Below are 12760 nucleotides of genomic sequence, written 5' to 3' on the forward strand. Positions count from 1 at the left end.
CCCCCAACCCCTCTCCCGGAGGGAGAGGGGCTACAGGCCTGTTACAGGCCGAACAGCATGCGGCCCGGGTTTTCCAGCTGGTTCTTGATGTCCACCAGGAACTGCACCGAGTCCTTGCCGTCGATGATGCGGTGGTCATAGGACATGGCCAGGTACATCATCGGCGCGATCACGACCTGGCCGTTCTCGGCGATCGGACGGTCCTTGATGGCGTGCATGCCCAGGATGGCGCTCTGCGGCGGGTTGACGATCGGGGTCGACATCAGCGAGCCGAAGGTGCCGCCGTTGGTGACGGTGAAGGTGCCGCCCTGCAGTTCTTCCAGCGACAGCTTGCCGTCGCGGGCCTTCTTGGCGTAGTCGGCGATCGCCTTCTCGATGTCGGCGAAGGACATGCGCTCGACGTTGCGCAGCACCGGGGTCACCAGGCCCTTGTCGGTCGACACGGCGATGGAGATGTCCGAGTAGCCGTGATAGATGATGTCGTCACCATCGATGGAGGCATTGACCAGCGGGAAGCGCTGCAGCGCGTTGGCGGCGGCCTTCACGAAGAAGCTCATGAAGCCCAGCTTGATGCCGTGGGCCTTGACGAACTCTTCCTGCAGTTCCTTGCGCGCGGCCGACACCTTGGACAGGTTGACCTCGTTGAAGGTGGTCAGCATGGCGGTCGAGTTCTTCGACTGCATCAGGCGCTCGGCGATGCGCTTGCGCATGCGGGTCATCGGCACGCGTTCTTCCGGACGTGCGCCGCCGGCCTTGCCGACGCCGCCGTTGCGGGCGAAGTTGACGATGTCTTCCTTGGTCACGGCGCCGTGGCGGCCGGTGCCGGACACGTCAGCCGGGTTCACGCCTTCGGTGATGGCCGAGAAGCGGGCGCCCGGGGGCAGGCCGTCGGCGGCCGACTTGGCAGCCGGTGCCGTGGCGGCGGCTGCGGCCGGAGCAGCGGCCGCCGCAGCCGGAGCGGCAGCCTTCGGTGCTTCGGCCGCAGCCGGAGCAGCGGCGGCAACCGCGCCTTCCTCGATGATGGCCAGGATCTGGTTCGAGGTGACGGTGTCGCCTTCCTTGAACTTGATTTCCTTCAGCACGCCATCAACCGGTGCCGGCACTTCCAGCACGACCTTGTCGGTTTCCAGGTCGAGCAGGTTCTCATCACGCTTGACCGCTTCACCCGCCTTCTTGTGCCAGCTGGCGATGGTGGCGTCGGAGACGGATTCGGGCAGTACCGGTACTTTGACTTCGGTGGCCATGTGGCTGTTTTCCTGGTTTCGTTTTCTTGTGGAAAAAGGGGCTTATTCGGCGTAGTTGTCGTTGAAGGTGTTGACCAGTGCGTCGGCCAGCAACTGCGACAGTTCGCGCAGGTGGTCGGACATGTGGCCCACAGCCGGCGACGGCGAACGCGGACGGCCTGCGTAATGCAGCGACTGGCCATCGGCCAGGCATGCCTGCAGGTGGTGCTTGATCTGGTACCAGGCACCCTGGTTCATCGGCTCTTCCTGGCACCACACCACGTCGGCCTTGCCGTACTTCTTCAGCTCGGCGACCAGCGCCGGGCGCGGGAACGGATAGAGCTGCTCCACGCGGACCAGGGCGACGTCTTCCTGACCACGCTTGGTCACGTCCTCCAGCAGGTCGTAGTAGACCTTGCCCGAGCACAGCACCACGCGCTTGACCTTGTTGATGTCCTTGGCGGTGGTGTCGCTGATCAGGTGCTGGAACTCGCCGTTGGCCAGTTCGTCCAGGGTCGAGACGGCCAGCTTGTGGCGCAGCAGCGACTTGGGCGACATGACGATCAGCGGCTTGCGGGTGTCCATGCGCATCTGGCGACGCAGCATGTGGAACGCCTGGGCCGGGGTGGACGGCACGCAGACCAGCATGTTCTCCAGCGCGCACAGCTGCAGGAAGCGCTCCAGGCGCGCCGAGCTGTGTTCCGGGCCCTGGCCTTCGTAACCGTGCGGCAGCAGCAGGGTCAGGCCGGAGATGCGGCCCCACTTGGCTTCGCCGGAGGCGATGAACTGGTCGATCACGACCTGCGCACCGTTGGCGAAGTCACCGAACTGGCCTTCCCAGATGCACAGGGTGTTGGGATCGGTGGTGGAGAAGCCGTACTCGAATGCCATCACGGCTTCTTCGCTGAGCAGCGAGTCGATGATGGTGGCCTGCTCCGGCGACTGGACCAGCTGGCGCAGCGGCAGGTAGTAGTTGTCGGTCTTCTGGTCGTGCAGGATCGCGTGGCGGTGGGTGAAGGTGCCGCGGCCCACGTCCTGGCCGACCAGGCGCAGGCTGTTGCCTTCGTCCAGCAGGGTGGCGTAGGCGAGGTTCTCGGCAAAGCCCCAGTCGCCCGGGATCTCGCCGGCGGCCATCTTGCGACGGTCGTCGTACACCTTGGCCACGCGCGAGTGCAGCTCCACGCCGTCCGGGACGGTGTTGATCATCGTGGCCAGCTGGGTCAGCTTGCCCATCTCGACCTGGGTGCTGACCGGGTCGGACAGCTTGCCGGACAGGTAGCGCGGCCAGTCCACGTACATCTTGCTGGTGGTCGGGGTCTTCTCGACCACGGCCAGCTCGGTGGTGACTTCGCCCGAATCCAGCTTGTTGCGGTAGGCGTCGACCATTTCCTTGCCGGCGCCGGCGGCGATCACGCCGGCGGCTTCCAGCTGCTCGGCGTAGAGCTCGCGGGTGGTCTTGTGCTTGCGGATCACCTGGTACATCAGCGGCTGGGTGATCGCCGGCTCGTCGGCCTCGTTGTGGCCCCAGCGGCGGTAGCAGACCAGGTCGATCACGACGTCCTTGTGGAACTGCTGGCGGAAGTCATAGGCCAGCTTGGCGGCGAACACCACCGCTTCCGGGTCGTCGCCGTTCACGTGCAGGACCGGGGCAGCGACCATCTTGGCGATGTCGGTGCAGTACAGGGTCGAGCGCGAGTCGTCGCGGTTGGAGGTGGTGAAACCCACCTGGTTGTTGATGACGATGTGCACGGTGCCGCCGACGGTGAAACCGCGGGCTTGCGACATCTGGAACAGCTCCATCACCACGCCCTGGCCGGCGAATGCGGCGTCGCCGTGGATCAGGATCGGCATCACCTGCTTGCGCGCGGTGTCGTTGCGGCGTTCCTGGCGCGAACGCACCGAACCGGCGACCACCGGGTCGGCGATCTCCAGGTGCGACGGGTTGAAGGCCAGGGCCAGGTGGACCGGGCCGCCATCGCTGGCGACGTCGGCCGAGAAGCCCATGTGGTACTTCACGTCGCCGGCGACGGCACGATCGTCGTGCTCGAACTTGCCTTCGAATTCGTCGAACAGCTTGCGCGGGTTCTTGCCGAGGGTGTTGACCAGCACGTTGAGGCGGCCGCGGTGGGCCATGCCGATCACCACGTCCTTGACGCCTTCCTTGCCGGCGTCGCGGATGATGGTGTCCATCATCGGGATCAGCGAGTCGCCGCCTTCCAGCGAGAAGCGCTTCTGGCCGACGTACTTGGTGTGCAGGTAGCGTTCCAGGCCCTCGGCGGCGGTCAGGCGCTCGAGCGTGCGGCGCTTGGTGTCGGCATCGAGGTTGTAGTTGCCGCCGGCCTGCTCCAGGCGCTTGTACAGCCACTGGCGCTGCTCGACTTCGGCGATGTACATGAACTCGGCGCCGATGGAGCCGGTGTAGGTCGCCTTCAGGCGTGCCAGCAGGTCACGCAGCTTCATGCGCGGCTGGCCGCCCACGCCACCGGTGCTGAACTCGTCGTTGAGGTCGGCATCGCTGAGGTTGTGGAACGGCAGGCTGAGGTCCGGCGGGTTGGTCGGCGGGGTCAGGCCCAGCGGATCAAGGTTGGCGCCGAGGTGGCCCCGCGAACGGTAGGCGGTGATCAGGCGGCCGACGTTGCGCTCGCGCTCGTCGCCTTCGCCAGCGGAGAAGCCTGCGTTGAACGCGTTCTTGGCGGCTTCGGTGATGTGGGCGATGGCGGCAGAGTGCGGGACATCACCAGCTTCGCGGCCCTTGAAGCCGTCGAAGTAGGACTTCCACTTGGGGTCCACACTGTCCGGGGAGACGAGGTACTGCTCGTACAGGTCCTCGACATAGGAGGCGTTGCCGCCGGCGAGTTGCGATGACTGCGCAAACTGCTTCAGTAGATTGTCCACGATGGAGGGTCGGATTCGCTTGTGGGGTAATTCTGGGGAAACCGGCGGAGCCTGGCTGCAGCGCTCCGCGCGGGCGTGTTCTAACCGCTGAATTATACCCCTCACAGGACAGGAAGGGGCATGCACACTGTCCCGGGGATTAATACCTGGTCAGTGCTTGTCCCGTTGTGCGGATATCGTCAAATCCCAAGTACGCGAAGTGCGTTGCAGTCGCGTGAACGCTGCCAGATGCGCTGGAACTGCTCGTCCGGCGCGCGGATCCGGGGATGGGCCGCCAGCGTGAGTTCGCCCTCCAGAAGGACGCCCATTGGACGAAAGTAGCAGTCGCCGATGTCGTTGCCGAGACGGCCGCTGGCCACCTGGACGTCGGTGGGGTCCACCGGGGTACGCACGACGAACACGCTGGGCAGGCGCTGGAACAGGCCGAGCACCGCGGCGGGCAGGGCGACCAGGTCGGCCTCCTCGGCCAGGACCTGCATCTGCTTGTCATGCCGGGCGGCGGCGAAGCGGCGCAGGGCACCGAGCACGAGCGGCTCGCCGAACAGGTCGTCGGCACAGCGCAGGTGCAGGTACAGGCCGCGACGGGCGCGGTGGATCACCGTGGCGGTGGCGGCGAGGGCTTGCTCACGGTCGCTCACGCGTAGGGCGCCGTCCAGACGCTGGCGCATGGTCTGGTGTTCGATGCCGGCTTCCTGGAAGGTCGGGCCTTCGGGCAGGAAGCCATTGCGGGCATAGAAATCGCGGGCCGGCAGCTGGGCGTGCAGGCTGACCTCGCCCCAGCCCAGCGCCCTGGCCTGGCCGACCAAGGCGGCCAGCAGGGCGTCACCGACGCCCTGGCTGCGCCAGCCGGGCAGGACCGCCATGCGGCCGATGCGGCGTTCCGGGGTCAGGCGGCCGGCACCAATGGCCCGGCCGTCGGCATCCAGTGCCAGCACATGGTGGCTGAGCGGGTCAAGCGCATCGACTTCCAGTTCCGCCGGTACCCGCTGTTCGTTGACGAACACGGCATGGCGGACGCCGTGCAGCTGGTCGCGCTGCACGGCGTAGTCGGCGGGCTGGACGCTGAAGCCGCTGCCTGGGGTCATGCCTGTGGGGCGTCCTCGTCGTCGTAGATCACCACGACCTCCACCCCCTCGTCGTTGACCTGGACGGTGCCGATGTTGGCCGAGGCCGGCTCGCCTTCGCCTGCTTCGGTGTACTCGAACACCTCGATCTCGACTTCCGGGGCGTCGCCATCGGCGTCGTCCTCGTCCAGTTCCAGCGCCTCGTCCACTTCCCCGGCGATGGCCAGGGCCTCATCCCCGAAGCCTTCTTCCTGCTCATCCCACGCGGCCTCGGCGGCCAGGGTCTGGGCATCGAGCAGCTGGAAGAAGCCGCCGGCGATCAGTTCCAGCACGGTGGTGCGGCCCTTGGCCGACAGCTTGCGCCAGACGGTGGCATCCAGGCGCTCGGTGCCGGCCAGCACCTGGGCATCCTTGACCGGCAGGGCGCAGGCCTGGCCGGAGATGTACAGGGTGGCGCCCTTGGTGGCGCGTCGCCACGCGGTGCGGGCCCAGGGATGGCGCTCCAGCACGCCGCCATTGGCGAGTTCGGCGTCCACTTCCCCGGCCGAGCTGGGGGCCTGGGAGGGCAGGATGTCGCCGGCCGAGCGGTAGGTGGTGATGAAGCGGCCAAACCAGTTGCCCAGGCGGTCCGGGTCGTTCATGCGCAGGGCATTGAGGGCGGTGACGACGCGGCGCATGGCGGCCTCGTCGATCTCGTTCGGGTCGTCGGGCAGCTTCAGGTCCGGGTCCTGCAGGCGGATGGACTCATCGGCGCCGGCGACCAGGTCGTCCAGGTAGTCGCTGATGAGTTCGGCCGAGGACGGCGCACGCATGCCGAAGGAGAAGGTCAGGCAGGGGTCTTCAGCCACGCCGTTGTGCGGCACGTTCGGCGGCAGGTACAGCATGTCGCCCGGGCCGAGCACCCAGTCGTGGGTCTTCTTGAACTTCTTGAGCAGCTTCAGCTCCACGTCGGGGCGGAAGTCCAGCGGCGGACGCTTGCCCTTGGTGGACTCGCTGGCGTCGATCTGCCAGCGGCGGTGGCCGTAGGCCTGCAGCAGGAACACGTCGTACTGGTCGACGTGGGCGCCGACCGAGCCGCCGGTGGCGGCGAAGCTGATCATCACGTCGTCCATGCGCCAGCGCGGCAGGAAATCGAAGTAGCCGATCAGGGCACGGACATCCGGGTCCCACTTGTCCACGTCCTGCACCAGCAGGGTCCAGTCGTGGTCGGGCATGCCGGGGAAATCTTCTTCCTGGAACGGGCCGGTGCGCACGGTCCAGCCGTCGGTGGCGCGGTCGTGGCTGATCATGCGGGCCAGCGCGCCTTCCTCGCAGGCCAGGCCGGCCAGGTCTTCGGGCATCACCGGGGTTTCAAAGTCGGGGAACGCGGCGCGGATCAGCAGCGGACGCTTCTGCCAGTAGTCGCGCAGGAAGGTGGCCGGGGCCATGCCCAGCGGCAGGCCGGGCTTGGCCTGGACTTCGATCGGATAGGTCTTTTGCTTGCGTGCAGCCATGGGGGAGATCCTTGCAGCGGAAAACGGGAATCAGGCGCCTGCGGCGCGTATCGCGGCTATTGTCCCCTTGTTGGCGGCAAACCGCACGATGGGTGGCTGATCTGGATCAATCGCCACGGGGATGACAGTGGTGCTGGACCACGCTGGGCGGCGTGGCCGGCAAGGCCCCGACGGAGCATGGCGCCGCGCTACGGGGCGGGGGCAGGTCAGATGACCCGGTTGCCGCTGCCGCGGTCGTCCACCTGAGGCTGGGCGTCGGTGTTGAGCGTGTTGGTATTGCCGCTGAACTGGACTTCGGCCGTTTCGCGGGACAGGATCATGTTGTTGTTGCCACTGACCTTGATGCGGCGGGCATTGGTCAGGTTGAGCGTGTTGTCGCTGCCCACCACCCGCACCGTGTCCACGTCGGTGTTGAGCACCGTGTAATGGCTGCCTTCGAGGACGATGGTCCGGGCCTTGTCGAAGTTGAGGCTGCCGCCGGAGGCGGTGATGGTGACCTCGCCGCATTCGCCGTTGATGACCAGCGTGGTGTTGTCGCGGCTGATGCGTAGGTTCTTGCCGGCGCAGTCGGCGCCGCTGCCCGGGTCGTTGAGGGTGTCGGAAACGGCCGTCGCAGGGGTCGGCGATGGTGCCGCTGCCGCCGGCGCGGCGGTGCCGGCTTCCGGGGGGGCGGGGGTGCAGGCGCTGAGCGCGGCCAGGGTCGGTGCGAGCAGGAAGGGGCTGATCCGCATGGGGACTCCACTGTCATCGGGTTGCCCGATGCTGGCAGAGGCCGTGCGAAGATTTTATTACGCGGTGCCTGTGGCCCGTTCATAAGGAAACGGCGGAGCTTTCGCTCCGCCGTCGCCGCAGGCCGGATGAAGGGCGTGCAGGGTCGCCGATCAGATCGCCTTGGCCAGGTCCGCCGCCAGGCCAACATAGCCGCCCGGGGTCAGTTCGCGCAGGCGCTGCTTGGCATCGGCCGGCAGTTCCAGCGTTTCGATGAACTCGCGCATCGAATCGGCGGTGATGCCGTGGCCGCGGGTCAGGGCCTTGAGCTGCTCGTACGGGTTGGGCAGGCCGTGGCGGCGCATCACCGTCTGCACGGCTTCGGCCAGCACTTCCCAGGCCGCGTCCAGGTCGGCATCCAGGCGCTCCGGGTTCACGGTCAGCTTGCCCAGGCCCTTGGCCAGCGACTCCAGTGCCACCTGGCTGTGGCCGAAGGCGGTGCCCAGCGCGCGCAGCACGGTGGAGTCGGTGAGGTCGCGCTGCCAGCGGCTGATCGGCAGCTTGGCGCTGAAGTGCTCGAACAGCGCGTTGGCGATGCCGAAGTTGCCTTCGGCGTTCTCGAAGTCGATCGGGTTGACCTTGTGCGGCATGGTCGAGGAGCCGACTTCGCCTTCCTTGAGCTTCTGCTTGAAGTAGCCCAGCGAGATGTAGCCCCAGATGTCGCGGGCCAGGTCGATCAGGATGGTGTTGGCGCGGCGCGCGGCGTCGCCGATCTCGGCCACGTTGTCGTGCGGCTCGATCTGGGTGGTGTACGGGTTGAACACCAGGCCCAGCGAGGTGACGAAGCGCTCGGCGAAGGCCGGCCAGTCCACCGCCGGGTAGGACACGACGTGGGCGTTGTAGTTGCCGACCGCGCCGTTGATCTTGCCGGTCAGCTCGACCGCGTCGATCTGGCGGATCTGGCGCTCCAGGCGGGCCACGACGTTGGCGATTTCCTTGCCCAGCGTGGTCGGCGAGGCGGTCTGGCCGTGGGTGCGCGAGAGCATCGGCTGTCCGGCCTGCGCGTGGGCCAGCGTGCGCAGGCTGGCGGCGATCCCGGTCAGGGTCGGCAGCAGCACGGTGCGGCGGGCTTCTTCCAGCATCACGCCGTAGGACAGGTTGTTGATGTCCTCGCTGGTGCAGGCGAAATGCACGAACTCCAGCGCCGGGGCCAGCTCGGCGTCGTCCTTGAGCTGCTCCTTGATGAAGTACTCCACCGCCTTGACGTCATGGTTGGTGGTGCGCTCGATCTCCTTGACGCGGGCGGCGTTGGCGACCGAGAAGCCGTCGGCCAGGGCGCGCAGGCGCGTCTTGGCGGCGGCACTGAAGTCGGCCAGTTCGCCGATGCCCGGCTCGGCGGCCAGTGCCAGCAGCCATTCGATCTCCACCTTCACGCGGGCCTTGATCAGGCCGTACTCGGAGAAGATCGGACGCAGGGCGTCGACCTTGCTGGCGTAACGGCCGTCCAGCGGGGACAGGGCGAGCAGGGCGGCTTCGGGGCGGGACGTATCCGTCATGTCGGCGGGCAGTTGGGGCAGTGGCGGGGGCGCACATTCTACCCGTCTGGCGGGCGCCACGGCGGGGCCGGTGTTCGCGGTGACGCGGCCCGGCCGCGGGCCGAAGGCCGTGATCGGGCAGGACAGGGTCTGCCGACCGGCGGGCGGGCAGGCATGCCGTATCCAGCGCGTCGGCGTATCGTGTAGAGGCATTGCCAGCCAAGCGCGCCGCGCCATCAGCAAGCTGCGACTTCCTTCCATGAACACGCAACGCGGAGTTGAACGATGAGCAAGGGTTTCAGGGTTGAACACGACAGCATGGGTGAACTGCAGGTGCCCGCCGAGGCCTTGTGGGGCGCCCAGACGCAGCGGGCGGTGCAGAATTTCCCGGTGTCCGGGCAGCGCATGCCGCGTGAATTCATCCGCGCGCTGGGGCTGATCAAGGGGGCCGCGGCCGAGGTCAACACCGGGCTGGGGCTGCTGCCCAAGGGCGTGGGCAAGGCGATCCAGGCGGCCGCGCAGGACGTGGCCGCCGGCGCGCATGACGCGCATTTCCCGATCGATGTGTACCAGACCGGCTCGGGAACCTCGTCGAACATGAACGCCAACGAGGTCATCGCCACCCTGGCCAACCAGGGCGGGAAGGCCGGCAAGACCGCGGTACACCCCAATGACCACGTCAACCTGGGGCAGAGCTCCAATGACGTGATTCCCACCGCGATCCGTGTTTCGGCACAGCTGGCCACGGTGGAGACCCTGCTGCCGGCGTTGCGGCACCTGCGCAAGACCATCGACAAGCGCGGCCGTGGGCTGGGCAAGGTGGTCAAGACCGGTCGCACGCACCTGATGGACGCCATGCCGTTGACCTTCGCCCAGGAGTTCGGCGCCTGGTCGGCGCAGCTGACGTCGGCGCAGGGCCGCATCGAGGACGCCCTGAAGCGGCTGCGTCGGCTGCCGCTGGGCGGCACCGCCATCGGCACCGGCATCAATGCCGACCCGCGCTTCGGTGGCAAGGTGGCCAAGGTGCTGAGTACCGGCACCGGGGTGAAGTTCGACAGCGCGGACAACAAGTTCGAAGGCCTGGCCGCCCAGGATGATGCGGTCGAGCTGTCCGGCCAGTTCAACGCGCTGGCCGTGGCCCTGATCAAGATCGCCAACGACCTGCGCTGGATGAACTCCGGTCCGCTGGCCGGGCTGGGCGAGGTGGAGCTGCCGGCGCTGCAGCCGGGCAGTTCGATCATGCCGGGCAAGGTCAATCCGGTGATCCCGGAAGCGACGGTGATGGCCGCCGCGCAGGTGATCGGCCACCACACCGCGATCACCGTGGCCGGGCAGACCGGCAACTTCCAGTTGAACGTGACCCTGCCGTTGATCGCGGCCAACCTGCTCGATTCGATCCAGTTGCTGTCCAGCGTGATGAACCTGCTGGCCGACAAGGTGTTCGCCGGGTTGGTGGTCAAGCAGGAGCGGGTGCGCGAGGCGCTGGCCCGCAACCCGATCCTGGTGACCGCGCTGAACCCGATCATCGGCTACGAGAAGGCCGCGGCGATCGCCAAGCGCGCCTACAAGGAACAGCGGCCGGTGCTGGAGGTGGCGGTGGAGGACAGCGGCCTGTCCGAGGCCGAGCTCAAGCGCCTGCTGGACCCGGCGGCGCTGACGCAGGGTGGCATCCACGACCATTGAGGTCGGCGTGCTCCGGGGGCGCTTCTACCCGTTGGGACCCGGGTAGGAGCGGCCTCGGCCGCCAAGCCGAGGGTGCCGGTGGCTGCGGCTGCCGGCACTGACGGGAGGATTGCCGGCTTCGCGCCTGGAGGCGCGCCGGCGGGCATCGGCTCAGCGAACCGCTTGGGTGTTGGCCAGGGCCTCGGCATAGCCCTTGAACTCGGGAACGCGCTCGGCGAGATCGGCCGGGAACACCGTCTGGTTGGCGGGTACATCGATCCGGACCGTGCGCGAAGTGGGCGCGGCGCCGTTGCTGGCGGCGTCGGTCAGGGTGTTCTGGCGCAGGATCTGCAGCTTCACGAAGCTGGTCTGCAGCAGTTCGCGCTGCTCGGGCTTGAGCGGGATCTCGATGTCGTCCACGCGCAGCTGGCCATCGGGAAGGATGTCCAGGTTCGGGAACGGGGCGCGACGGATCGCGATGCGGTCGGTGGTGACCTCGGTCTTGGGTTTGCTGCGCTCGGACCGATGGGCAGCGTACTTTTCGCGGTCGCAGCCGGTGGCGAGCACGGCGAAGGCGACCAGGGCGAGCAGCAGCAGTTTCTTCATGACAGCAGCAGATACGTGAACGGCGGAAGCGGCATTCTACCGCTCCCGCCGTCCGCGCTGTCCCGGTGGCGACCTGGAGCGCGGCCCGCAGGTACGTCCAGCACCGGGATCAGGGCAGTTCGACGTGCCCGTCGCGACAGTCGTCGATGTCGCTCTGGTCCATCTTGGCGTAGGGCCGGAACTCCGGCACCGCTGCCGCCAGCTGCTGCTGCGTGGCCAGCAACGCCGGCATCTGGTCGCAGATCTTCGCCGCATTGGCCTTGAGCTTCTCGGCTTCGGCGTTGACGCGTTCCTCGATCTTGTCGGTGTCACCGCTGAAGATGCCCTTCAGGGCTTCGCCGGCCGCGCGCGCGCCCAGGTTGGCGCCCTGCACACCGATCTCGATGCCAGCCTCGGCGATGGCGATGGTCCGTTCGCGATACTGCAGGGTCAGCGCGCGCTGGCTGTCGTTCAGCGCGACGGCCGTGCCGTTGATCAGCAGGTCGCCGGCGGGCGAGATCTCGACCTTGGCGCCGTCGCTGCCAATGCTGATGTTGCCCTGGGCCAGTTCCTTGCGTGCCTCGTTGGTGGCTTCGCGGACCTTCTGGCCGAGCGTGGTGTCGGTCTGCGGCGCATTGGCCTGCGGGCGCTCGCCACAGGCGGCCAGCGGCAGGACGAGCATCAGGGCGAGCAGGGGGGCATTGACGAGTTTCATGGTGGGCTTCCGTTGCGGACGGGAATGGGGATCAGCGCTTCTTGGGCAGGTCGACCGTGCCGGCGATGCCGGAGTGGTTGACCGAGCCACTGCCGGTACGACGCACCTGCAGGCTGGCGGCGTTGCGGACTTCGACATCGCCCGAGCCGAGCGAACCGACGCTGACGGCACCGCGCACGTCGCGCACGTCGACGTCGCCGGAGCCGACGCTGTCGATGCTCACCGCACCCTGCACGTTGCGCAGTTCCAGGTCGCCGGAGCCGATGCTGCCGACCCGGGCGTCGCCACGCACGCCGTCGACCTTGACGTCGCCCGAGCCGATGGAGACGACGTGGAGTGCGCTGATGGTGCTCAGCTCGATGTCACCGGAGCCCACCGCGGCGGTGGCCAGGCCCTTGATGTCGCGGGCGACCACGTCGCCGGAACCGACATCGGCGCTCATCGAATGCGCACCGGTCAGCGAGGCGTCGCCCGAGCCGACCTTCAGCTGCACCAGGATCGTGTCCGGCAGGGTGCCGGACAGGTCCAGGTAAGCGTAGGTGCTGCCGCTGAAGTTGAAGTTCAGGCCCTGGCTCTGGCGTTCCAGGCGGACCACCAGCTTGTCGCCGACCTTCTGCTGGCTGACCGACAACTGGCGCAGCAGGTCCTGGGTGGAGGCGCAGGCGCGGCCGGAAACCGCCGCCCTGGCACCTGGGCTTGCGACCAGGCGCAGGTCGTGGCTGTTGACCTCGAACACCACGGCCTTGGCGTCGCCGAGTTCCAGTTCCAGCGCCTTGGGCTCGGAGAACTTGCAGTGTTCCTCGGCCGCGAAGGCGCCGGCCGGCAGCAGGGCGAGGGCGAACAGGAAGGGCTTGATATTCATCTGTTTTCCTTGCGATTG

General features: G+C 67.6%; 10 protein-coding genes. 1 reads left to right on the plus strand and 9 read right to left on the minus strand.

The window, feature by feature from the left end:
- Nucleotides 1-41: 41 nt before the first annotated feature.
- The 6 genes from sucB to purB all read right to left on the minus strand — a co-directional run bounded on the left by sucB (nt 42) and on the right by purB (nt 8939).
- Nucleotides 42-1244 (minus strand): dihydrolipoyllysine-residue succinyltransferase, encoded by a 1203-nt coding sequence (gene sucB, locus IB227_RS15880; protein ID WP_192288176.1) that lies wholly within the window; start codon nt 1242-1244, stop codon nt 42-44.
- Between the two features lie 42 nt (nt 1245-1286).
- Nucleotides 1287-4118, minus strand: coding sequence for a 2-oxoglutarate dehydrogenase E1 component (locus IB227_RS15885; RefSeq protein ID WP_192288177.1), 2832 nt, complete (start codon nt 4116-4118; stop codon nt 1287-1289).
- Between the two features lie 179 nt (nt 4119-4297).
- Nucleotides 4298-5203, minus strand: a complete 906-nt coding sequence (locus IB227_RS15890) for a GNAT family N-acetyltransferase (protein ID WP_192288178.1) — start codon at nt 5201-5203, stop codon at nt 4298-4300.
- A complete protein-coding gene (locus IB227_RS15895) occupies nt 5200-6675 on the minus strand; it encodes a cupin domain-containing protein (protein WP_192288179.1) in 1476 nt (491 codons plus the stop codon). The genes IB227_RS15890 and IB227_RS15895 overlap by 4 nt, the downstream gene beginning before the upstream one ends.
- Before the next feature lie 206 nt (nt 6676-6881).
- Nucleotides 6882-7406 (minus strand): DUF3060 domain-containing protein, encoded by a 525-nt coding sequence (locus IB227_RS15900; RefSeq protein ID WP_192288180.1) that lies wholly within the window; start codon nt 7404-7406, stop codon nt 6882-6884.
- A gap of 150 nt (nt 7407-7556) precedes the next feature.
- Nucleotides 7557-8939 (minus strand): adenylosuccinate lyase, encoded by a 1383-nt coding sequence (purB, locus tag IB227_RS15905; RefSeq protein ID WP_192288181.1) that lies wholly within the window; start codon nt 8937-8939, stop codon nt 7557-7559.
- A gap of 264 nt (nt 8940-9203) precedes the next feature.
- Between purB and IB227_RS15910 the strand changes: the two genes are divergently transcribed.
- Nucleotides 9204-10601 (plus strand): class II fumarate hydratase, encoded by a 1398-nt coding sequence (locus IB227_RS15910; RefSeq protein ID WP_192288182.1) that lies wholly within the window; start codon nt 9204-9206, stop codon nt 10599-10601.
- A 150-nt stretch (nt 10602-10751) separates the two neighbouring features.
- Here IB227_RS15910 and IB227_RS15915 read toward each other — a convergent pair whose 3' ends face one another.
- The 3 genes from IB227_RS15915 to IB227_RS15925 all read right to left on the minus strand — a co-directional run bounded on the left by IB227_RS15915 (nt 10752) and on the right by IB227_RS15925 (nt 12742).
- Nucleotides 10752-11186: a hypothetical protein gene (locus IB227_RS15915; RefSeq protein ID WP_192288183.1), complete on the minus strand. Its 435-nt coding sequence runs from the start codon at nt 11184-11186 to the stop codon at nt 10752-10754.
- Nucleotides 11187-11295: 109 nt separating this feature from the next.
- Entirely contained in the window at nt 11296-11880 is a 585-nt protein-coding gene (locus tag IB227_RS15920; RefSeq protein WP_192288184.1) for a DUF2884 family protein, read from the minus strand.
- A gap of 31 nt (nt 11881-11911) precedes the next feature.
- Nucleotides 11912-12742 carry a DUF4097 family beta strand repeat-containing protein gene (locus tag IB227_RS15925; RefSeq protein ID WP_192288185.1) on the minus strand — a complete coding sequence of 277 codons (831 nt, stop codon included), beginning with the start codon at nt 12740-12742 and terminating at the stop codon, nt 11912-11914.
- Between the last annotated feature and the right edge of the window lie 18 nt (nt 12743-12760).

The sequence above is a fragment of the Stenotrophomonas sp. STM01 genome (assembly GCF_014852135.1).
Lineage (GTDB): Bacteria > Pseudomonadota > Gammaproteobacteria > Xanthomonadales > Xanthomonadaceae > Stenotrophomonas > Stenotrophomonas capsici.

Excerpts from the sequence above, each read along its gene's own strand:
- sucB (WP_192288176.1), bottom strand. The coding sequence starts at position 1,244 with ATGGCCACCGAAGTCAAAGTACCGGTACTGCCCGAATCCGTCTCCGAC.
- IB227_RS15890 (WP_192288178.1), bottom strand. The coding sequence starts at position 5,203 with ATGACCCCAGGCAGCGGCTTCAGCGTCCAGCCCGCCGACTACGCCGTG.
- IB227_RS15895 (WP_192288179.1), bottom strand. The coding sequence starts at position 6,675 with ATGGCTGCACGCAAGCAAAAGACCTATCCGATCGAAGTCCAGGCCAAG.
- IB227_RS15900 (WP_192288180.1), bottom strand. The coding sequence starts at position 7,406 with ATGCGGATCAGCCCCTTCCTGCTCGCACCGACCCTGGCCGCGCTCAGC.
- purB (WP_192288181.1), bottom strand. The coding sequence starts at position 8,939 with ATGACGGATACGTCCCGCCCCGAAGCCGCCCTGCTCGCCCTGTCCCCG.
- IB227_RS15910 (WP_192288182.1), top strand. The coding sequence starts at position 9,204 with ATGAGCAAGGGTTTCAGGGTTGAACACGACAGCATGGGTGAACTGCAG.
- IB227_RS15915 (WP_192288183.1), bottom strand. The coding sequence starts at position 11,186 with ATGAAGAAACTGCTGCTGCTCGCCCTGGTCGCCTTCGCCGTGCTCGCC.
- IB227_RS15920 (WP_192288184.1), bottom strand. The coding sequence starts at position 11,880 with ATGAAACTCGTCAATGCCCCCCTGCTCGCCCTGATGCTCGTCCTGCCG.
- IB227_RS15925 (WP_192288185.1), bottom strand. The coding sequence starts at position 12,742 with ATGAATATCAAGCCCTTCCTGTTCGCCCTCGCCCTGCTGCCGGCCGGC.